This is a genomic window from Ciceribacter lividus (assembly GCF_003337715.1).
In the GTDB taxonomy this organism is placed as follows: Bacteria; Pseudomonadota; Alphaproteobacteria; order Rhizobiales; family Rhizobiaceae; genus Allorhizobium; species Allorhizobium lividum.
The window spans coordinates 62,418-81,625 of the sequence record NZ_QPIX01000004.1 but is presented as its reverse complement, the minus strand read 5'-3'; the positions used below and the strand labels follow the sequence as shown (position 1 = coordinate 81,625).

The following is a 19,208-nucleotide window of genomic DNA, read 5'->3' as shown; positions in this document are numbered from 1 at the left end:
GGGCGCGACAACGCCGCTATTGCAGCAATCGGGCCATGCCTTCGCTCATGTGCCCCTCGCCTCCGACAACCGCCGCTTCTTCCGCCGAAAGCGGATCGCTCAGTCCGGTCGCAACCACCGAAACCCTGAACTTTCCGGCAAGGCTCTGGTCGAAGATCGCGCCGACGACGATGTTGGCGTCGTGGTAGACCTCATCGCGAATGCGGGTAGCGGCCTCGTCCACTTCGAACAGGGTCATGTCCGTTCCGCCGGAGATCGAGATCAACACGCCGCGGGCGCCCTTCATCGAGACTTCGTCGAGCAGCGGGTTCGATATTGCCGCCTCCGCCGCCTTCATCGCGCGAGCCTCCCCGGAGGCTTCGCCCGTTCCCATCATGGCGCGTCCCATGTCGCGCATCACCGTCTTGACGTCGGCGAAATCGAGATTGATCAGGCCCTCTTTGACGATCAGGTCCGTGATACATCCCACGCCGGAATAGAGCACCCGGTCAGCCATCGAGAAGGCGTCTGCAAAGGTCGTCTTGGCGTCTGCGACGCGGAAGAGATTCTGATTGGGAATGACGATGACGGTATCGGTGCTTTCCCTCAGGCGTTCGATGCCCTCTTCCGCAGCCTGCATGCGGCGCCGGCCCTCGAACGTGAAGGGCTTGGTGACGACCCCGACCGTCAGAATGCCCGCCCGACGTGCCGCTTCCGCGATCACGGGTGCAGCACCGGTTCCGGTGCCGCCGCCCATACCCGCCGTAACAAAGCACATATGCGTGCCGGCAAGGTGATCCATGATCTCGTCGATCGACTCCTCGGCTGCGGCACGGCCGACGTCGGGCAAGGATCCGGCTCCGAGCCCCTGAGTCACGGTCGCACCCAGCTGGATGATCCGTGCGGCCTTGGACATCGTCAACGCTTGGGCATCCGTATTGGCGACGATGAATTCCGCGCCCTCCAGCCCCTCGGCAATCATGTTGTTGACTGCGTTGCCGCCGCCGCCGCCGACACCGATGACCGCTATCTTGGGCCGCATTTCGGTAATCTCCGGTTTCCTGTTGTCCGTCATGCTCGTCTCCCGGAGCCGTTGAAGCCGCTCAGCGCGAGGCGCAGGCGGCTGGAATTGGTACTGGCCGGCCTCCGGCCGGCACGATGCGAATCACCGCGCAAAGTTTAGCATTCGAAAAACGGCATGATGCAGGCAAAGCTGAATGTCCATGGCATTCGACGAAGTTGCGCGGTCTGCGGCCGGGGTTCGGACCGTCGTCGGCAGCGGGCAATGATGGAAACGTCAGTTCGCTGCACTAGTGCAGCGTTTCGCCTTCCGCCTCGTCGCGCAGGATGCGAAAGGCATCGTACAGCGCCTCCACGAGGATATCGGTCAGTTCATCGCCCTTGTTTTCGGCGATGAGGACTTGCACGTCGCGGTCCTGGCGATGGAAGAAGTGATCGGCTTCGTTCGACATATCATTGTCCCCTCAAAGGCCGGTCGACATCCCGGCTGATCCTTCGTCCGTAAGAGAATTCGCTTGCGCAAAGCTTGAGCCGAGCGGAAAGCTACACGTCGGAAAGAGCACTCAGGACTGCGCTGACAGGTACGAATCACCGACCGCCGGTATGGAAGGCCTATGAGGCGCCGGAATGACGGAAGCTGCAACGAGTGGGAGGACACAGGTGGAAATCATTCGCTGCGGATCACGAGCCTCCACCGTACCCTCGCCGGCCTATTTCACCGGTGCGGTCCGTCAGGACCCGATCATCGATGCTCCAGAACCGGCCCGCTTGCGTGCGCTCCACGTCACCTTCGAGCCCGGCGCGCGTACCGCCTGGCATACTCATCCGCTTGGCCAGACGCTCATCATCACTGCCGGACGCGGATGGGTGGCGGCCTGGGGAAAACCACGACGCGAGGTGCAGGCAGGTGACGTCATCTGGTTCGCTCCCGGCGAAAAGCACTGGCACGGCGCGACCTCCACGACGGCAGTCTCCCACATCGCCATCCAGGAGGCTCTGAACGGAGTAGCGGTCGAATGGCTGGAGCAGGTGAACGACGCCGACTATGAAGGTTGATCAGCGGTGAGCCGGAAGCCTAGACCACTCCGCCGTGCGCGGGAACAGATCTGGAGAAACAAATGACCGACGCCTTCGCGACCTATCCCAGCCTTGCCGGCAAGACGGTGCTTGTGACCGGTGGTGCCTCTGGCATCGGCGCCGAAATCGTTCGCGCTTTCGCAGCCCAGGGCTGTCGCGTCGGTTTCATCGATCTCGACGCGCAAGCCAGCGCCAGCTTGGCGTCAGAAGCGGGCCAGATCGACTACGAGATTTGTGATTTGAGGGACGTCGCCGCACTCAAGGTCGCCTGCGCGGCGCTCCGCGGACGTCTCGGTCCGGCGTCTGTCCTCGTCAACAATGCCGCCCGCGACGACCGGCACGACTGGCGCGATCTTACCCCTGAGTACTGGGACGACCGGATGAATACCAATCTGCGCCACCAGTTCTTCGCCATTCAGGCAGTTGCGCCGGACATGATCGCTCTCGGCGGCGGCTCCATCATCAACCTGGGCTCCAACAGCTGGTGGGAAGCCGCAGACGGCTTTCCGGCCTATGCGACGGCCAAAGCAGCAGTGCACGGACTGACACGCACGATGGCCCGCGAGCTCGGTCAATATCGCATCCGCGTCAATGCCGTCGTTCCCGGCTGGATCATGACCGATCGTCAGAAGGAGCTTTGGGCGACGCCCGAAAAGCTTGAGGCACATCGACGCCGGCAGTGCCTTCCGGATCTGATCGATCCGGTCTACGTCGCGCGCATGGTTCTCTTTCTCGCCTCCGACGATGCGCGCATGTGCACCGCCGGCAGCTACATGGTCGAAGCGGGCTCCATTTGAGAGGCCGCCATGCGATCATATTCCGGCGTCGTGACATCCGTCGGCGCCGGCGACTTTGATCGTGAAGTCCGGCTGCCCCTTGATGGTGTTGCTCACCGTGCAGATTTCCTCTTCGGCAAGACGAGCGATTTCGTCTCTCGTCGCTTCATCGAAGTCCCCGGCAATCCTGAACACGACGTCAAAGCGCGCGATGCGCGAGGGTTCGTCCGATGCCTTTGAGCCTGTGACGTGCACGGTGACACTCGTGAGGCGATCCAGCACACCGAGCCTGCTCGCCGCGATGCGGGCACTCATCGCCAGACATGCCGACAGCGAAGCGTAGAGCAGGTCGAGCGGGTTGAAACCCGCCTCCTCGGCTCCGGTTCTGATGTCGATCACCCCACCCGTCTCCGACACGACGTGTGGAAAGCCAGTGCGCCCCATAGTGGCCGTCGCGCCCGTGGGCCGTACCTTGATCTTCGGGGCGCTGCTCATCCTGTTACACCTTCCAGCTTGCTCAGGTCGTCAGGAAATCTATAGCAGGCGTCCGAGCCATAAGGCATCGCCTCTTTCGCCCGGAACTTTTAGCTCCGCGAAGCCTGCGCGCGTCCAGAAGCGGGTACCTCTGATATTCGCAGGACTGACACCGACGTGTGCCGCGCGCACGCCATACGCCGCCGCCGCGGCAACCCAGGCCTCCAGGAGCGCAAGTCCGACGCCCTGGCCTTGCAGCCTCGGCAGGACGTTCAGGTGCAGGTGTGCAGGATAGTCTTCGCACACAACGGCGGGATCTGCCTTTGGGTGATGGAGGAGATGGGCCAGACACTGGTCCGGGGTCCAGTCAGAGCGACAGGACTCGTCGGGATCGACGTATCTTCGCCGCAAAGGGGGCCACCAGTTCCGTTCGAGGCGGTTTTCCCACGATCGGGTGTCGTCAACGCCGACGACATAGCCGCCGATGCCTTCCTGGTCTGTAACGACAAAGGCCAGATGCGGCTCCAGGAGAAGGTACGGCGCCGCGTAGATATGGCCGATCAACTGCGGATCCGAATAGAGCCCCGATGCATCACGGCCTGAATCGCCGGTGGCGAGACAGATGCCGTAAACCGCATCGAGATCGTCCTCGCGGGCCGGACGGATGAACACCAGAACCTCTCTCCAAAGAAACGACGTCAGAAGAGCGTCCGACGCTAGATTACCTTCCGCCGCGCCTCAAGGACGATTTCGATGCAAGGCCGTGCCGGCTGCGACGTCCAACCCACTCGCTGACAAAGGCGGCGCCGGTGGAGACCCCCGCCGCGTCTTCGTTCAGCCGGCCGGCGTCAAGGTGACGGAAGTGCCGGTGGCTGCAAGATTGAGCCCGAGTTGCCCGGTGAGACTGATCGTCTGCAAGTGGATCGAGCCCGACGTTCCGCCGACCAGGATATTGGCGCCGACGCCCGCGCCGAGCGTCGCCTCGGCCGTGGCACCCTGGTAGAGGCCGCCGAGCGAGCCCAGATGGTATCCGGCTGTGGGGGCAAAGACTGCCCAGACCAGTCGGCTGCGTGTCGTGAAACCGACATCGATGCCCATTTTCCGCACGACACCGACATAGCGGTCGAGCGGTTCACTGCCGATTGCGGACGTGAACGCGCATTCCACGGCCTTGGCGGACCCTAAGACATAACCGACACCGCCACCGATCGTGCAATCAAGATAACCGATCCGAACACCCCCATTTGCCCCGCTCTCGCGGAAGGTCGGCGCCGGCTCGACCCGTGTGATCGCGTCAGCGGAAATTGCCGATCCTGCACTCGTAGCGAGCGTCAGCGCGGCAAGTGCCGCGGCAAGAATCTTCTGCATCCCTGTTACTCCTCTTGTTGGCCTCGATGCCCGCAAGCGGGTCTCTGCCCGAAGCGTCCGGACAGTGTTGGGGAACGCGTATGGCGAAAGAATGATCCGCTACGCCGCGTCGCGGCGATACACGAAATAGTGAGGCCGAGACCGTAATCCTCCGGCCGGACATGCCCCGTCAAACGCGCAGACCCGGCGCCTCCTGCCCGGTGCGTTCGACGTATTCGGCATACCCGCCGCCATATTGGTGGATGCCGTCCGGTGTGAGTTCCAGCACGCGATTGGAAAGCGCTGACAGAAAGCGACGATCGTGAGAGACGAACAGCATGGTGCCCTCGTAAGCCGAGAGTGCTTTGATCAGCATCTCCTTCGTATCGAGATCGAGGTGGTTGGTCGGCTCGTCGAGAACGAGGAAGTTCGGCGGGTCGAACAGCATGGCGGCCATCACCAGCCGTGCCTTCTCGCCGCCAGAGAGCACCCGGCAACGCTTCTCTATGTCATCACCTGAAAAGCCGAAACAGCCGGCGAGCGCCCGGAGCGGTGCTTGCCCGGCCTTTGGAAAGCGCTCCTCCAGCCATTGCAGTATGGTGCTCTCGCCGGCGAGCAGGTCCATGGCGTGCTGGGCGAAATAGCCGAGCTTGACGCCGGCCCCGAGCGAGACGTTCCCCTTGTCCGGCACGGCATTGCCGGTGACCAGCTTGAGCAAGGTCGACTTGCCGGCACCGTTGATGCCCATAATGCACCAGCGTTCGCGCCGCCGTACCATGAAATCAAAACCGTCATAGATCGTCCGGCTGCCGTAGGCCTTGTGGACGTTCTTGAGATTGACCACGTCTTCGCCGGAGCGTGGCGCCGGCAGGAATTCAAAGGCGACCGTCTGTCGCCGGCGTGGCGGTTCGACGCGGTCGATCTTTTCAAGCTTTTTCACCCGGCTCTGAACCTGCGAGGCGTGAGAGGCGCGGGCTTTGAACCGCTCGATGAACTTGATCTCCTTGGCCAGCATCGCCTGCTGGCGCTCGAACTGGGCTTGCTGCTGCTTCTCGTTCAGCGCCCGCTGTTCTTCGTAGAAGCCGTAATCGCCGGTATAGGTCGTCAGCGTGCCACCGTCGATCTCGATGATCTTGGTGACGATCCGGTTCATGAACTCCCGGTCATGGGATGTCATCAACAGCGCGCCGTCATAGCCTTTCAGGAATTCCTCCAGCCAGATCAGGCTTTCGATATCGAGATGGTTGCTCGGCTCGTCGAGCAGCATGACGTCCGGGCGCATCAGAAGGATACGGGCAAGCGCCACACGCATCTTCCAGCCGCCCGACAGATTGGCGACGTCGCCGTCCATCATTTCCTGGCTGAAGCTCAGTCCCGCCAGAACCTCGCGGGCGCGTCCCTCGAGCGCATAACCGTCGAGTTCCTCGTAACGCGCCTGCACCTCGCCGTAGCGTTCGATGATCGCGCCCATTTCATCCATACGGTCCGGATCCGACATCGCCGCCTCCAGCAGACGCAACTCCGCCGCCACGACGCTGACCGGCCCTGCCCCTTCCATCACTTCGGCAACGGCCGATCGTCCGGTCATCTCGCCGACATCCTGGTCGAAATAGCCGATCGTCACGCCCTTCTCGACGGAGACCTGCCCCTCGTCGGGCAGTTCCTCGCCGGTGATCATCCGAAAGAGCGTCGTCTTCCCCGCCCCGTTCGGCCCGACGAGCCCGATCTTCTCGCCACGGTTCAGCGCTGCCGAGGCTTCGATGTAGAGGATGCGGTGGCTATTGGACTTGCTGATATTGTCGATACGGATCATGGAGAAGACGGCCTGGTTGGTTGCGGGCACCCGTATGGCATGGGCAGGCGCAACTGTCACGCAGACGGACGCAACCTGATCGCCGTCCTGGCTGAGGCATGGGGCCGGGTCCTCGACCACGTCTTGCGTATACGCCAAGACAAGCGCAGCGTCGGAGAGTCCTAGGAGAGCGAACCAGAAGCGGAATGCAGCTTTGCAGAATCCAGCCTACTCGGATTCCTAATGGCGGAGAGGGTGGGATTCGAACCCACGATACGGTTGCCCGTATGCCGCATTTCGAGTGCGGTGCTTTCGACCACTCAGCCACCTCTCCGGTCACATTGGTCGGCGCGATTTGTGCGCGGGCTGTCTCATAGCGGCGAAAGTCCGGGCTGACAAGGGTGAATATCAAATCGCCCAGAGCTTTTGTCTTGACAGTTTTTTGCGCCTCACGTATGCGAGCGGTGAATTAGGCATGGGCTAACTGTGCCTTGATTTCTCTCGCCCTACGGGCAGGGTTTCGCCGGCTGGCATGAAAGGTTCTTCCGGAACCGAACAAGCCCGCTCCATCCGACTGGCAAAAAGACGGCCGTCCCGCAAGGGCAGAGCCGGAACGAACATGAAAGGACAAAAAATGTTCGCAGTCATCAAGACCGGCGGTAAGCAGTACCGCGTTGCAGCCAATGACGTGCTGACCATCGAAAAGCTGGAAGCCGCCGCTGGCGACAAGATCGAATTCACCGAAGTCCTCGTGATCGGCGAAGGCGCCGACGCCAAGATCGGTGCTCCCTTCGTGAAGGGTGCCAGCGTCAAGGCGGAAGTTGTCGAACATAACCGCGGCAAGAAGGTCATCGCCTTCAAGAAGCGCCGTCGCCAGAACTCCAAGCGTTCGCGCGGCCATCGTCAGCACCATACGGTCGTCCGTATCACGGACATCGTTGCGGCTTAACGGTTCACGGGTACTTAAGGTTTAAAGGAGAAGTCCAATGGCACACAAAAAAGCTGGCGGTTCCTCGCGCAACGGTCGCGATTCTGAATCCAAGCGCCTTGGCGTGAAGAAGTTCGGCGGCGAAGTCGTCATTCCGGGCAACATTATCGTTCGTCAGCGTGGCACGCAGTGGCATCCCGGCGCCAACGTCGGCATGGGCAAGGATCACACCCTCTTTGCACTCGCCGCCGGTAATGTCGCCTACCGTACGAAGGCCAATGGCCGCGTGTACGTGTCGGTCATGCCGAAAACGGCAGAAGCAGCGGAATAAGCCGGTAACGCTCTAAAACAGCCGGCGTCGCATCGACCCGGCTGGACGTAACAGGTTCAGAAAAAGCCAAAAAGGGGAGATGGGGCGCCACCCAACTCCCCTTTTCTTTTGCGCTTTTTAAACTCCAAGGAGGACTGAACCATGCAAAGTGAGCTGTTACGGGACGACCAGTGCCGGTCGCCCAAGGACCGGCTGAGACCGGATCGGTTAAGGAGCGATTGCCCCGTCCTGTTGTCGCAGAGGCTCGTCATGCGCGCGCCCCATGAAGAAGACATCGACGCCCTTTCCCATCTCGCCAACAACGCCGCCGTCGCGACCATGGTGTCGCGTATGCCCCATCCATACACGGCAAAAGACGCCGCCGACTTCGTGCGACGCTCCAATCTCGGCGAGATCGGCAAGTGCGTCTATGCGATTACGAAAACGGAAAACGGCACGTTCCTGGGCTGCTGCGGGCTGGAGCCGCATCAGAACGATCCCGAGACGCTCGAGATCGGCTACTGGCTCGGCCAGCCTTACTGGAACCAGGGCTACGCAACCGAGGCGGCACATGCGCTCATCGATATGGCCTTCCGTACCCGAGAGATCCGCTTCATAGACGCCCGCTGCCGTGTAACCAACATCGGCTCCCGGCGCGTGATCCAGAAATGCGGCTTCCAGTTTCAGGGTTCGGGAATGGTTGGAAGTCTGGCGCTCGGCGGCATGGTACCGGTCGAGTGGTACCGGCTGGATCGCAAGACCTGGATGTCTCTGAAGAGCTGGGGGGAAATGCGATGAACGCGCTGCTCCCCAGAGAAACGTCCTCGCTTCCCGGCCCCTGCCCTGTCGTTCGGACCGGACGGCTGGTGCTGCGCCCGCACAAGATGAGCGATGCCCCCGCGATCGCCGAATCCCTTGGCGATTTTCAGGTCGCACGCATGCTGGCGCGGGTCCCCGTACCGTTCGACCTGCAGGACGCCACCGACTGGCTGAACCGCACCAGAGCCGTTGCGACACCCGACTGGTCATTCGCCGTCACCACGGGCGATGATGTCCATATCGGAACGGTTGCCATTGAACTCCGAAATGGGCGGTGGCATCTCGGCTACTGGCTGAACCGCTATTTCTGGGGAAGAGGCATCATGAGCGAGGCGGTTGCGGCCGGGATTGACCGCTTCTATCGGCGCATGCCCGAGGCGATCATCCATTCCGGTGCGTTCGCGGACAATACGGCATCGCTCAAAATTCAGGAAAAGCTCGGCTTCTCGATCATGCGCTGTGACGACCTCTATAGCCGCGCACGGGGAGCGATGGCACCGCATATCGAAACCATGCTTATCCCGCCGAGTTTCCGTCGCCCGGCATGATTGTAAGCTGGCGGGCCGAAGCCCTTGCCGGACGGCCGTGCGCCGTCCGGCGACATCGGGCCGAAGCAGAAAGCGATCATCCCCCTCCGGCCGGATCGAATTTCGTGCCAACGACAATGCCAAACTGAATGTTGTAAGTCGCGAAGTTCGCGATACTCTTTGACCTTCGGGCAAACGGCCTATATCGATGGCCCGCAAAATCCGCCCATTCCGACAGTTGAGCCATGGCAGTGCGATGAAATTTCTCGACGAAGCAAAAGTCTACATTCGATCCGGTGACGGCGGCGCCGGCAGCGTCTCCTTCCGGCGTGAAAAGTTCATCGAATTCGGCGGTCCGGACGGCGGCGACGGCGGGCGTGGCGGCGACGTCTGGGTGGAGGCGGTGAACGGTCTCAACACGCTGATCGACTTCCGCTTCCAGCAGCATTTCAAGGCGAAGACGGGGCAGCACGGAATGGGCCGCAACCGGACCGGAGCCAACGGCGGCGACGTTACCCTGAAGGTGCCGGTCGGAACGCAGATCTTCGAGGAAGACAACGAGACGCTGATCGTCGACATGGTGCGCGAAGGTCAGCGCTTCCGGCTGGCCGCCGGCGGTAACGGCGGCTTCGGCAACGCGCATTTCAAGTCGTCGACCAACCAGGCACCGAACTGGGCCAATCCGGGCCTCGAGGGTGAAGAAAAGACGATATGGCTGCGGTTGAAGCTCATTGCCGACGTCGGTCTCGTGGGATTGCCGAACGCCGGCAAGTCCACATTCCTGGCAACCTGCACCCGCGCGCGGCCGAAAATCGCCAACTATCCATTCACGACACTTCATCCGAACCTCGGCGTGGCCACCGTCGACGGCCGGGAATTCGTTCTCGCCGACATTCCGGGCCTGATCGAGGGCGCGCATGAGGGCGTCGGCATCGGCGACCGTTTCCTCGGTCATGTGGAACGTACCCGCGTGCTCCTGCATCTTGTGTCCGCTCAGGAGGAGAACGTCGGCAAGGCCTACAAGACGGTGAAGCACGAGCTCGAAGCCTATGGCGGCGGCCTCGTCGAGAAACCGGAGATCGTCGCACTTTCGCAGATCGACGTGCTCGATGATGCGGAGCTGAAGAAGAAGGCGGCGGCACTCAAACGCGCCTCGGGCAAGACTCCATTGCTGCTTTCGGCCGTGACCGGCAAGGGGATGACCGAAGCGCTGCGGGCGCTCAGGGACGTCGTCACCGAAGGCGACGACGTGGAAACCGAAATCCCCGAACGCCCTCAGAAGAAGCGCAAGCACGACGCGGCAACCGAGGACGAAGAGCAATGACCGTCCACGAGCGATCACTTTCGCATTATCGGCGTGTCGTCATCAAGATCGGCTCGGCCTTGCTCGTCGATCGTAAGAGCGGTCTCAAATCCCCATGGCTGGACGCGATTTGCCAGGACATCGCCGACCTGAAGGCGAAGGGAGTGGACGTACTCGTCGTCTCTTCCGGCGCCATCGCGCTCGGCCGGACCGTTCTCGATCTGCCGTCCGGCGCATTGAAGCTCGAGGAGAGCCAGGCAGCCGCGGCCGTGGGACAGATTTCTCTCGCACGCGCCTGGTCGGAGAGCCTGTCGCACTTCTCGATCGTAGCCGGTCAGATCCTGCTGACGCTCGGCGACACCGAGGAGCGACGGCGCTATCTCAACGCCCGCGCGACGATCAATCAACTCCTGAAGATCGGCGCAGTCCCGATCATCAACGAGAACGATACCGTTGCGACCACCGAAATCCGCTATGGCGACAACGATCGGCTGGCCGCCCGCGTCGCCACCATGGCAGGCGCCGATCTCCTGATCCTGCTCTCCGACATCGACGGCCTATACACGGCACCGCCGCATCTGGACGCGAATGCTCGCTTTCTCGAGGCGGTTGCGGAGATCACTCCGGAGATCGAGGCGATGGCCGGTGGGGCCGCCTCCGAACTCTCACGCGGCGGCATGCGCACGAAGATCGACGCCGGCAAGATCGCCACGGCTGCTGGCTGCGCGATGATCATCGCATCCGGCAAGACCGACAATCCGATCCGCGCGATCGTCGAGGGTGCACGTCATTCCTGGTTCGCCCCCTCACCAGCGCCGGTGACGGCGCGCAAGACCTGGATCGCCGGACATCTTCAAGCTGCGGGCGAGCTGCACGTCGATGCGGGCGCGCAGACGGCGCTTCGCGCCGGCAAGAGCCTTCTCCCCGCAGGCGTGCGAAAGGTCGTCGGCCAGTTCAGCCGGGGCGATACCGTGAGCGTTATCGGAGAACAGGGTCGGGAAATCGCTCGCGGACTGGTTTCCTACGACGCCGACGAAGCGCGCAGGATCACCGGACGAAAATCCGGCGAGATCGAAGCGATTCTCGGCTATGCCGGTCGCGCTGCCATGATTCACCGGGACGACCTGGTGATCACCGGCGTGACGCGCAAGAAGGTCGAAGGCTCCATGGATAACAAGGATAAGGCCAATGCTTGACGCCGTCGCCACATCTGGGGATGTTCAAGCACTGATGCTCGATATCGGCGCGCGGGCGAAAGCCGCGGCGCGGCCACTTGCGATCGCAACGACAGAGCAGAAGAACCGCGCACTGCACGCCATGGCGCAGGCAATCGTCGAAGGCACGCAGACGATTCTCGCCGCCAACGCCATCGATGTCGAGAACGGCATAGCCTCGGGCCTGACAGGTTCCTTCATGGATCGCCTGACACTTGATTCCAGCCGGATCGCGGCGATCGCCCAAGGCATCCGCGAAATCGCAGCGCTCAAGGATCCGGTGGGCGAGGTCATCGCCGGGTGGGATCGTCCCAACGGTCTTCATATCGAACGCGTACGGACACCTCTCGGCGTGATTGGTGTGATTTACGAAAGCCGCCCGAACGTTACGGCCGATGCCGGAGCGCTCTGCCTCAAGGCCGGCAATGCCGTAATCCTCAGGGGTGGCTCCGATTCGGCCCATTCGTCACGAGCCATCCATGCCTGCCTCGCTGCAGGCCTCCGCTCGGCGGGTCTTCCGGAAGATGCGATCCAGCTGGTACCGGTCACCGATCGTGCGGCAGTCGGCGCCATGCTCACAGGTCTCGGCGGCTCTATCGACGTCATCGTTCCGCGAGGTGGCAAGAGCCTCGTGGCGCGTGTCCAGTCGGAAGCCCGCGTGCCCGTTTTCGCGCATCTGGAAGGCCTCTGCCATGTCTACGTCGATCGCTCCGCCGATCTGGAGATGGCCAAGAAGGTTGTGCTCAACTCGAAGATGCGGCGCACCGGTATCTGCGGCGCGGCGGAAACCCTCCTGATCGACCGAGCTGCCGCCGGCACCCACCTTGTGCCCATTCTGCAAGCGCTGGCGCAGGCGGGCTGCGAACTTCACGCCTCGCCGGATGTGCAGGCGGTCTTTCCCGAAGCCAAACCTGCCACGGAAGAGGACTGGCGGACGGAATACCTCGACGCTGTGATCGCTGTCACGCTTGTCGACGGTGTGGACGGAGCTATCGATCATATTGCGAGATATTCTTCCAACCACACGGAAGCCATCCTCGCCGAAGATCCGGCGGCAGTTGAGCGGTTCTTCAACGAAGTTGATTCGGCTATCCTCTTGCATAATGCCTCTACCCAGTTCGCCGATGGCGGCGAATTCGGCATGGGAGCGGAGATCGGGATCGCCACGGGCAAGATGCATGCTCGCGGGCCGGTCGGCGTGGAACAGCTGACGTCGTTCAAGTACCGGGTGCAAGGCAACGGACAGGTCAGGCCCTGACGTGGGGGACGAAACGATCGCCCATCGATACCGCTTCATGCCGCATGTCGAGCGCGGCATGATCGTCGGCCTGTTTGGCGGATCCTTCAATCCTCCGCACGAAGGCCATGTCCTGGTGGCAGAGATTGCACTTCGACGTCTCGGTCTCGATCAGCTCTGGTGGATCGTCACTCCAGGCAATCCTTTGAAAAGTCACGTAGAGCTTGCCCCCCTCACACGCCGGCTGGAACTCTGCGAGGCGCTTGTCCACGATGCCCGCATCAAGGTCACGGCTTTCGAACAGGCGCTCGGCACGACCTACACGGCCGAAACTCTGGCCTTCGTGAAGCGGCACAATCCGCATGCTCATTTCGTCTGGATAATGGGCGCCGACAATCTCAAGAGCTTTCATCACTGGCAACATTGGCGCCGGATCGCCACCACCTTTCCGATCGCCGTCATCGACCGGCCCGGGTCAACCCTTTCCCACCTGTCCTCGAAGATGGCCCGCACTTACGCTCGTAGCCGCATCGACGAGGACGATGCGGCCGTGCTCTGGCAGAAGAGGCCACCTGCCTGGACGTTCATCCACGGGCCACGTTCATCCCTCAGCTCTACGGCATTGCGGGAAACCGCCAAGGGCTAGGATTTGCGCCGCAACCCTTGAAAGATTGCCGATTTGATGCCACCTTTTGAGTGCATCCGCTGAGTCTGGCGGACACCGTGCTGTTCTTCAAGGAAAGGAAAAACTCTGACAACAGTACACACCAAGGGACGCACGCCGGTCGTCGTCCCACAAAGCGCGGAACGTGGCGCCTATGCCGCAGCCCGGGCTCTTGAGCTGGTCCTCACAAGCCTTGAGGACTCGAAAGCAGAAGATATCGTCACCATCAACATTGCCGGAAAATCGGCGCTCGGCGATTACATGGTGGTCGCCTCAGGGCGATCGACCCGACACGTCGTAGCGATCTGCGAACACCTCATTTCCGACCTCAAGGATGAAGGATTGGGAAGCCCGCGGGTCGAGGGGCTCGACGCGGGGGACTGGGTGCTCATAGACACCGGTGACGTCATCGTGCACGTCTTTCGTCCTGAAATCCGTGAGTTCTACAACATCGAAAAGATGTGGGCGGCTCCGGAGATCGAGGAAGGCAAGCTGCACTGACAGGCGGATAGCGCCGGCGTCCGCCGTATCGGCAAGAGTGGCAACGGCCAACGTTGCCACCAATGGTCTTTGTGACCGATCAATGGAATAGAGACCATGCGCATTGGCATCTTTGCCGTCGGACGGTTGAAAGCCGGCCCTGAAAAGGAACTTGCTTCCCGTTATCTTGAGCGCTTCGCCAAGGCAGGTCCTGCAACCGGGCTTGAGTTCACCCGCACCACCGAGATTGCAGAAAGCCGCGCGACGAACGCCGCAACGCGCAAGCGCGAGGAGGCCGTGGAGCTCGGCAAGGCGCTGCCTGCGGGCTCAGTGCTGATCGTTCTCGATGAACACGGCAAGGCACTCGACAGCGAGCAGTTCGCGGACTTGCTGGGTAGCTACAGAGATCGTGGGCAGAGGGACATGGCGATCCTGATCGGCGGAGCCGATGGCGTCGACCATGATCTTCGCGACAAGGCTCATACCGTGCTCAATCTCGGCCGCATGACGTGGCCTCATCAGCTCGTTCGCATCCTGATCGCCGAGCAGCTCTACCGCGCTGTCACGATTCTCTCCGGGCATCCCTACCACCGAGCCTGACGAGCCGACCGGAGGGGCGATAAACGGCCCGCAGTTGCGCCTTTGCGCATCGAGGCAAATCAGCATATTTTCCGGGCAACACCGGGACAGCGATTTGCAGGACAACAAACCCCACTCGACGTTCATACATCTGGCTGGAAGGCAACGTACGCGTCTTCCAGCGTGCGTCGTCGCGTTGCTTCTTGCCCTTAGCCCTTTTCGCGATGACGGTTGCGCACTCGCACAGGACGCAGGTACCCCCCCGGTCTCGACATCCGCCGGTAATGCGTCAGAAGCGGCACCCGACCTTGTCTTGCGCCAGAAGCGCGATGAGGTCAGTCGGGAGTTGCGCGACCTATCCCGGACCATCCATCTTTCGGAAGAGAAAGCTGCCGAACTTGAAGCCGACATCGCCGCGCTCAAGAAGGATGCAGTGGACTTGCGATCAGCGTTGATCGAATCCGCGGAGCGCCGCAAGGATCTGGAAAAGAAGATCAACGAGAGTGAGGCGAAACTCGCCGGGTTCGGCGTTCGGGAAGACGAAATTCGTCGCTCGTTTCGCGAGCGGCGCGCGGTCCTCGCCGAAGTTCTTGCGGCTCTGCAACGAATGGGGCGGAATCCGCCCCCCGCGCTGCTCGTCAGTCCCGAGGATGCCCTTGCCTCGGTACGAACCGCGATCCTCCTGGGCGCTGTCGTTCCGGGCATCCGCAAGGAAACGGAGGAACTGGCGGCGGATCTGCAGGAACTGGCAGATCTCAGAACAAAGATCGGCACGGAAAAGGAAGCGCTGGTTACCACCATGGCCAGCCGGCAGGAGGAGGAACGCCGGATGGACCTGCTCCTGATCGCGAACGAACGGCTTTCGCGCTCCCGGGCAGACGAACTGGCGACGGAACGCCAACGTTCCGAACAATTGGCTGAGAAGGCCTCCAATCTCGAACAACTCATCGCCTCGCTCGAGGGCGAGATCACCTCCGTCCGCGAGGCCGCCGATAAGGCAAGACAGGAGGAGGAACGTCGCCGCCTACAGACGGAAGAACAGCGGCAAAGAGCGAGAGAGCTCGCCGAAAGCCTGCCTGACAAAAACCGTATTGCCCCGGCATATCCCTTCTCCGAACTGAAGAGCAAACTCGAGCTGCCGGCGGCGGGCGAAATCCTGCGCCGTTTCGGGGATCCGGATGGGACCGGCCACTCAGCGATGGGCATGACGATCGCCGCAGCCCCGGGATCGCTGGTGACTGCGCCATCGGACGGCTGGGTCGTGTTTGCCGGCGAGTTCAGGAGCTACGGGCAGATGATCATCCTGAATACGGGCGACGGCTATCACGTCGTCCTGTCCGGGATGGACGAGGTCAGTACCAGTCAAGGCAAGTTCGTCCTCTCCGGCGAACCCATCGGAACGATGGGCGAGAAGAGACTGGCGAGCGCCACGGCATTGACGCTGGAAACCGATCGCCCGACGCTTTACATTGAATTCAGGAAAGACGGAAAACCTGTTGATTCCCGTCCCTGGTGGACTGGTCAGGACTCTGGAAAGGCACAGAATGGTACGTAGGGTTTCACTTCTTCTCGTCGGCGCGTTGATGGGCGCGACGGCGATGGGCGTCATTTATTCGGCCGGTGTTCCCGCGCAGGCCGCCGGGCCCTCCACCTACAAGGAACTGGCGATTTTCGGCGACGTCTTCGAGCGCGTCCGCGCGCAATACGTGACGCCGCCGGATGAAGAGAAGCTGGTCGAAAACGCCATTAACGGCATGCTGAGCTCGCTGGACCCGCATTCGAGTTACATGAATGCCAAGGACGCGGCCGACATGCAGACCCAGACGAAGGGCGAGTTCGGCGGTATCGGCATCGAAGTCACCATGGAAGATGAGCTCGTCAAGGTCATCACGCCGATCGACGATACGCCGGGTGCACGTGCCGGCATTCTGGCCGGCGATTTTATCTCCGAAATCAACGGCGAACCGGTGCGTGGTTTGAAGCTCGAGGAAGCCGTCGAAAAGATGCGGGGGGCGGTTAATACGCCGATCAAGCTGACGATCTTGCGCAAGGGTGCGGACAAGCCTCTCGAGTTCAACATCGTTCGCGAGGTCATCGCGGTCAAGGCCGTCAAGTCGCGTGTCGAGGGAGACGTCGGCTATCTTCGGGTGATCTCTTTCACGGAGAAGACCTATGACGACCTCGAGGCGGCCATCACGAAGATCAAGAAGGAAGTTCCGGCCGACAAGCTGAAGGGCTATGTTCTGGACCTTCGGCTGAATCCCGGTGGCCTTCTGGATCAGGCGATCTACGTCTCCGACGCATTCCTTGAAAAGGGTGAGGTGGTCTCGACCCGCAGCCGCAATGCGGACGACACGCGCCGCTTCAATGCGAGCGCGGGCGACCTCACCGACGGCAAGCCGGTCATCGTTCTCGTGAACGGCGGCTCCGCATCAGCATCGGAGATCGTGGCTGGCGCGTTGCAAGATCTGAAGCGCGCTACCGTTCTCGGAACCCGCTCGTTCGGCAAGGGCTCCGTGCAGACGATCATTCCGATGGGTGAAAAGGGAGCCCTGCGCCTGACGACTGCGCTCTATTACACCCCGTCGGGCAAATCGATCCAGGGCACCGGCATCGAACCCGATATCAAGGTCGAACAGCCCCTGCCGGAAGATCTGAAGGGACGCGTTCGGGCGGAAGGCGAATCGGCCCTGCCTGGACATATCCAGGGACAAAACGAGACGGACGAAGGCTCCGGCTCCTTCGCCTATGTGCCGCCGGAAGCGAAAGACGACGTTCAGCTGAACTATGCTCTGGATCTGCTGCGCGGCAAGAAGACGGACCCGTCCTTCCCGGCCGATCCCGAAAAGGCGGTCGTTGCCAAGTAAATGAACGGGCGCCGGGGTCTTCCGGCGCCCGTTTTGTTGCCGCTTGAGGGGACGGAAGAAGGCATTGGGGGCTGACCTGCACAAGCCGCTGGGACAGGGCGAACGGCGCCGTCCTCGCAGGATCATGCATATTTCGTGGCGAGCGGCTGCGAGCCTCGCAGCCGTGACGGTCGTTTTTGGTCTCTCTCTGTTCTCGGCCCTGACTCCGCTCCCCTTGCGTGGGTTGCCGCCGAACCAGCAGCCGGCCCAATCGTCCGATCTCGATACGAAGAACGAAGCCGCATCGCAGGTATCATCGGCCGCTGGGATGAGCGCGACGCGACCGGCCGCGGGCGCCAACGTCGAGCGGACGGTGACTGACAATGGAACGGTTGTCACAAAATACAGCCCGAAGGCACGCGGCGGCAGCGGACCGCTGTTGATCGATACCCCCCGCGTCGGACAAGATCCGCGCATGGCGGCGACGCCGAACGAGCTCCTCCTCGAAGACAGCCCCCAGGGCCGGCTGCCGACGATCGGTCCCGACGGGCTGCGGCCGGTCGACCAGTATGCCCGGCCATGGTCCGGAGCCCGGGGCACGCGGATCGCGATTGTCGTCGGAGGTCTGGGCCTCAGCCAGACGGGCACACAGCGGGCTATTCGTGAGCTTCCGGGGGAGATTACGCTCGCATTTGCTGCGACGGGTAACAGTCTCCAGCGATGGATGCAGGAGGCACGGCGAGATGGTCACGAGATTCTGCTGCAGATTCCCCTCGAGCCCTTCGATTACCCGAGCAACGACCCCGGACCCGGCACACTTTTGACGACGGCAAAGCCAGCGGCCAACATGGCCTATCTTCACGAGGCAATGGCGAGCATCACCAACTATACGGGAATAATGAACTACATGGGCGGCAGATTCCTCGCGGACGCCAATTCACTCGAACCCGTGATGCGTGACATAGGCGAGCGTGGCTTGCTGTTCTTCGACGACGGATCATCCGCCCGCTCGTTGAGCGGTCAGATAGCAAAGGCAATCGGAATGCCTCAGGCTTTCGCCGATGCGCAGATCGATGGACAACTTGATCAGCAGGCGATCCTGCGCCGTCTGGATGAACTGGAGCGCATTGCGCTGCGGAAGGGAAGTGCAATCGGCGTCGGCTCGGCCTTCGACGAAACAATTGACGCTGTTCGCCAATGGAGCGAAGAAGCATCGCGGCGCGGCGTCGAGATCGTTGCGATCTCGGCGCTGGCGGAAAACATCCAGCCATGAAGGATCGACATGTCCCGTGTGAGTGAACGGAAAGTCCAGGCCGAAGATCTGCCTTATCGCCCCTGCGTCGGCGTCATGGTTCTTAATGGAGAGGGACTCGTGTGGGTGGGACGACGGATTCCGGCGGAGAACTCCGAGTTTGACGGTTCACTGAAGCTCTGGCAAATGCCGCAGGGAGGAATCGACGACGGCGAGGATGCCCTGAGCGCAGCGATGAGGGAGCTTTACGAGGAGACAGGAATGCAGTCCGTATCCCTGTTGGCGGAAGCCAGCCGCTGGATCAACTACGACCTGCCGCCACACCTGGTCGGGATTGCACTCAAAGGAAAATACCGCGGCCAGACACAGCGCTGGTTCGCCTTCCGTTTCGAGGGAAATGAGAGCGAGATCGCGATTAATCCACCGCCCGGCGGCCATCACCCTGAATTCGACGCGTGGGAATGGAAGCCCATGCACGAACTACCGGACCTGATCGTTCCCTTCAAAAAAGAGGTCTACGATCAGGTCATCGCGGAATTTCGCCATCTGGCTGGCTGAGAGATGACGTCCGCATGATTGCGGGC

General features: G+C 61.8%; 22 protein-coding genes and 1 tRNA gene. 16 read left to right on the top strand and 7 right to left on the bottom strand.

Annotation, left to right across the window (positions count from 1 at the left end):
• Positions 1-16 precede the first annotated feature (16 nt).
• Complete coding sequence (gene ftsZ / locus DFR48_RS08780; protein ID WP_114362788.1) at positions 17-1,054, bottom strand: cell division protein FtsZ; 1,038 nt, start codon at positions 1,052-1,054, stop codon at positions 17-19.
• 235 nt (positions 1,055-1,289) lie between these two features.
• A complete protein-coding gene (locus DFR48_RS21925; protein WP_170141835.1) occupies positions 1,290-1,451 on the bottom strand; it encodes a hypothetical protein in 162 nt (53 codons plus the stop codon).
• 208 nt (positions 1,452-1,659) lie between these two features.
• Between DFR48_RS21925 and DFR48_RS08775 the strand changes: the two genes are divergently transcribed.
• Both DFR48_RS08775 and DFR48_RS08770 read left to right on the top strand, forming a co-directional pair.
• Positions 1,660-2,055 (top strand): (R)-mandelonitrile lyase, encoded by a 396-nt coding sequence (locus DFR48_RS08775; protein ID WP_114362787.1) that lies wholly within the window; start codon positions 1,660-1,662, stop codon positions 2,053-2,055.
• A gap of 62 nt (positions 2,056-2,117) precedes the next feature.
• Positions 2,118-2,873, top strand: a complete 756-nt coding sequence (locus DFR48_RS08770) for an SDR family NAD(P)-dependent oxidoreductase (RefSeq protein WP_114362786.1) — start codon at positions 2,118-2,120, stop codon at positions 2,871-2,873.
• Positions 2,874-2,888: 15 nt separating this feature from the next.
• Here DFR48_RS08770 and DFR48_RS08765 read toward each other — a convergent pair whose 3' ends face one another.
• From DFR48_RS08765 to DFR48_RS08745, 5 genes are all read right to left on the bottom strand, one after another.
• On the bottom strand, positions 2,889-3,347 hold the full coding sequence (locus tag DFR48_RS08765; RefSeq protein ID WP_114362785.1) for an OsmC family protein: 459 nt from the start codon (positions 3,345-3,347) through the stop codon (positions 2,889-2,891).
• Between the two features lie 39 nt (positions 3,348-3,386).
• Positions 3,387-3,998, bottom strand: a complete 612-nt coding sequence (locus tag DFR48_RS08760; RefSeq protein ID WP_245415560.1) for a GNAT family N-acetyltransferase — start codon at positions 3,996-3,998, stop codon at positions 3,387-3,389.
• Positions 3,999-4,160: 162 nt separating this feature from the next.
• Complete coding sequence (locus tag DFR48_RS08755) at positions 4,161-4,694, bottom strand: DUF992 domain-containing protein (RefSeq protein WP_114362783.1); 534 nt, start codon at positions 4,692-4,694, stop codon at positions 4,161-4,163.
• Positions 4,695-4,863: 169 nt separating this feature from the next.
• Positions 4,864-6,486 carry a ribosomal protection-like ABC-F family protein gene (gene abc-f, locus DFR48_RS08750; RefSeq protein WP_114362996.1) on the bottom strand — a complete coding sequence of 541 codons (1,623 nt, stop codon included), beginning with the start codon at positions 6,484-6,486 and terminating at the stop codon, positions 4,864-4,866.
• 223 nt (positions 6,487-6,709) lie between these two features.
• Positions 6,710-6,799: transfer RNA gene (locus tag DFR48_RS08745), tRNA-Ser, on the bottom strand.
• A 300-nt stretch (positions 6,800-7,099) separates the two neighbouring features.
• On the opposite strand from DFR48_RS08745, the gene rplU reads away from it, so the two are divergent.
• From rplU to DFR48_RS08675, 14 genes are all read left to right on the top strand, one after another.
• Complete coding sequence (gene rplU / locus DFR48_RS08740; protein ID WP_114362782.1) at positions 7,100-7,414, top strand: 50S ribosomal protein L21; 315 nt, start codon at positions 7,100-7,102, stop codon at positions 7,412-7,414.
• Positions 7,415-7,451: 37 nt separating this feature from the next.
• Positions 7,452-7,724, top strand: coding sequence for a 50S ribosomal protein L27 (gene rpmA / locus DFR48_RS08735; RefSeq protein ID WP_112690668.1), 273 nt, complete (start codon positions 7,452-7,454; stop codon positions 7,722-7,724).
• A gap of 141 nt (positions 7,725-7,865) precedes the next feature.
• Positions 7,866-8,501 (top strand): GNAT family N-acetyltransferase, encoded by a 636-nt coding sequence (locus tag DFR48_RS08730; RefSeq protein WP_114362781.1) that lies wholly within the window; start codon positions 7,866-7,868, stop codon positions 8,499-8,501.
• The gene (locus DFR48_RS08725; RefSeq protein ID WP_114362780.1) at positions 8,498-9,070 is read left to right on the top strand and encodes a GNAT family N-acetyltransferase; all 573 of its coding nucleotides are present in this window, start codon (positions 8,498-8,500) and stop codon (positions 9,068-9,070) included. Before DFR48_RS08730 ends, DFR48_RS08725 begins: the two co-directional genes overlap by 4 nt.
• 235 nt (positions 9,071-9,305) lie before the next feature.
• Positions 9,306-10,373 (top strand): GTPase ObgE, encoded by a 1,068-nt coding sequence (gene obgE, locus DFR48_RS08720; protein ID WP_114362779.1) that lies wholly within the window; start codon positions 9,306-9,308, stop codon positions 10,371-10,373.
• Complete coding sequence (proB, locus tag DFR48_RS08715) at positions 10,370-11,548, top strand: glutamate 5-kinase (RefSeq protein ID WP_114362778.1); 1,179 nt, start codon at positions 10,370-10,372, stop codon at positions 11,546-11,548. Before obgE ends, proB begins: the two co-directional genes overlap by 4 nt.
• A complete protein-coding gene (locus DFR48_RS08710) occupies positions 11,541-12,824 on the top strand; it encodes a glutamate-5-semialdehyde dehydrogenase (protein ID WP_114362777.1) in 1,284 nt (427 codons plus the stop codon). Before proB ends, DFR48_RS08710 begins: the two co-directional genes overlap by 8 nt.
• Before the next feature lie 37 nt (positions 12,825-12,861).
• On the top strand, positions 12,862-13,449 hold the full coding sequence (locus DFR48_RS08705) for a nicotinate-nucleotide adenylyltransferase (protein WP_114362995.1): 588 nt from the start codon (positions 12,862-12,864) through the stop codon (positions 13,447-13,449).
• 105 nt (positions 13,450-13,554) lie between these two features.
• Positions 13,555-13,968, top strand: a complete 414-nt coding sequence (gene rsfS, locus DFR48_RS08700; protein WP_114362776.1) for a ribosome silencing factor — start codon at positions 13,555-13,557, stop codon at positions 13,966-13,968.
• Between the two features lie 96 nt (positions 13,969-14,064).
• The gene (gene rlmH, locus DFR48_RS08695) at positions 14,065-14,547 is read left to right on the top strand and encodes a 23S rRNA (pseudouridine(1915)-N(3))-methyltransferase RlmH (protein WP_114362775.1); all 483 of its coding nucleotides are present in this window, start codon (positions 14,065-14,067) and stop codon (positions 14,545-14,547) included.
• A gap of 130 nt (positions 14,548-14,677) precedes the next feature.
• Positions 14,678-16,081 carry a murein hydrolase activator EnvC family protein gene (locus tag DFR48_RS08690; RefSeq protein ID WP_425359246.1) on the top strand — a complete coding sequence of 468 codons (1,404 nt, stop codon included), beginning with the start codon at positions 14,678-14,680 and terminating at the stop codon, positions 16,079-16,081.
• A complete protein-coding gene (locus DFR48_RS08685; protein ID WP_114362773.1) occupies positions 16,071-17,393 on the top strand; it encodes a S41 family peptidase in 1,323 nt (440 codons plus the stop codon). The genes DFR48_RS08690 and DFR48_RS08685 overlap by 11 nt, the downstream gene beginning before the upstream one ends.
• A gap of 64 nt (positions 17,394-17,457) precedes the next feature.
• Positions 17,458-18,645: a divergent polysaccharide deacetylase family protein gene (locus DFR48_RS08680; protein ID WP_245415559.1), complete on the top strand. Its 1,188-nt coding sequence runs from the start codon at positions 17,458-17,460 to the stop codon at positions 18,643-18,645.
• 9 nt (positions 18,646-18,654) lie between these two features.
• On the top strand, positions 18,655-19,182 hold the full coding sequence (locus DFR48_RS08675) for an RNA pyrophosphohydrolase (RefSeq protein WP_114362772.1): 528 nt from the start codon (positions 18,655-18,657) through the stop codon (positions 19,180-19,182).
• Positions 19,183-19,208 lie beyond the last annotated feature (26 nt).

What these genes read in the sequence shown, in the direction of transcription:
- DFR48_RS08755 (WP_114362783.1), bottom strand. Translation starts at nt 4,694, where the DNA reads ATGCAGAAGATTCTTGCCGCGGCACTTGCCGCGCTGACGCTCGCTACG.
- ftsZ (WP_114362788.1), bottom strand. Translation starts at nt 1,054, where the DNA reads ATGACGGACAACAGGAAACCGGAGATTACCGAAATGCGGCCCAAGATA.
- rlmH (WP_114362775.1), top strand. Translation starts at nt 14,065, where the DNA reads ATGCGCATTGGCATCTTTGCCGTCGGACGGTTGAAAGCCGGCCCTGAA.
- proB (WP_114362778.1), top strand. Translation starts at nt 10,370, where the DNA reads ATGACCGTCCACGAGCGATCACTTTCGCATTATCGGCGTGTCGTCATC.
- DFR48_RS08770 (WP_114362786.1), top strand. Translation starts at nt 2,118, where the DNA reads ATGACCGACGCCTTCGCGACCTATCCCAGCCTTGCCGGCAAGACGGTG.
- DFR48_RS08725 (WP_114362780.1), top strand. Translation starts at nt 8,498, where the DNA reads ATGAACGCGCTGCTCCCCAGAGAAACGTCCTCGCTTCCCGGCCCCTGC.
- DFR48_RS08705 (WP_114362995.1), top strand. Translation starts at nt 12,862, where the DNA reads ATGCCGCATGTCGAGCGCGGCATGATCGTCGGCCTGTTTGGCGGATCC.
- DFR48_RS21925 (WP_170141835.1), bottom strand. Translation starts at nt 1,451, where the DNA reads ATGTCGAACGAAGCCGATCACTTCTTCCATCGCCAGGACCGCGACGTG.
- DFR48_RS08685 (WP_114362773.1), top strand. Translation starts at nt 16,071, where the DNA reads ATGGTACGTAGGGTTTCACTTCTTCTCGTCGGCGCGTTGATGGGCGCG.
- DFR48_RS08765 (WP_114362785.1), bottom strand. Translation starts at nt 3,347, where the DNA reads ATGAGCAGCGCCCCGAAGATCAAGGTACGGCCCACGGGCGCGACGGCC.
- DFR48_RS08675 (WP_114362772.1), top strand. Translation starts at nt 18,655, where the DNA reads ATGTCCCGTGTGAGTGAACGGAAAGTCCAGGCCGAAGATCTGCCTTAT.
- rpmA (WP_112690668.1), top strand. Translation starts at nt 7,452, where the DNA reads ATGGCACACAAAAAAGCTGGCGGTTCCTCGCGCAACGGTCGCGATTCT.
- DFR48_RS08710 (WP_114362777.1), top strand. Translation starts at nt 11,541, where the DNA reads ATGCTTGACGCCGTCGCCACATCTGGGGATGTTCAAGCACTGATGCTC.
- DFR48_RS08730 (WP_114362781.1), top strand. Translation starts at nt 7,866, where the DNA reads ATGCAAAGTGAGCTGTTACGGGACGACCAGTGCCGGTCGCCCAAGGAC.
- rplU (WP_114362782.1), top strand. Translation starts at nt 7,100, where the DNA reads ATGTTCGCAGTCATCAAGACCGGCGGTAAGCAGTACCGCGTTGCAGCC.
- obgE (WP_114362779.1), top strand. Translation starts at nt 9,306, where the DNA reads ATGAAATTTCTCGACGAAGCAAAAGTCTACATTCGATCCGGTGACGGC.
- abc-f (WP_114362996.1), bottom strand. Translation starts at nt 6,486, where the DNA reads ATGATCCGTATCGACAATATCAGCAAGTCCAATAGCCACCGCATCCTC.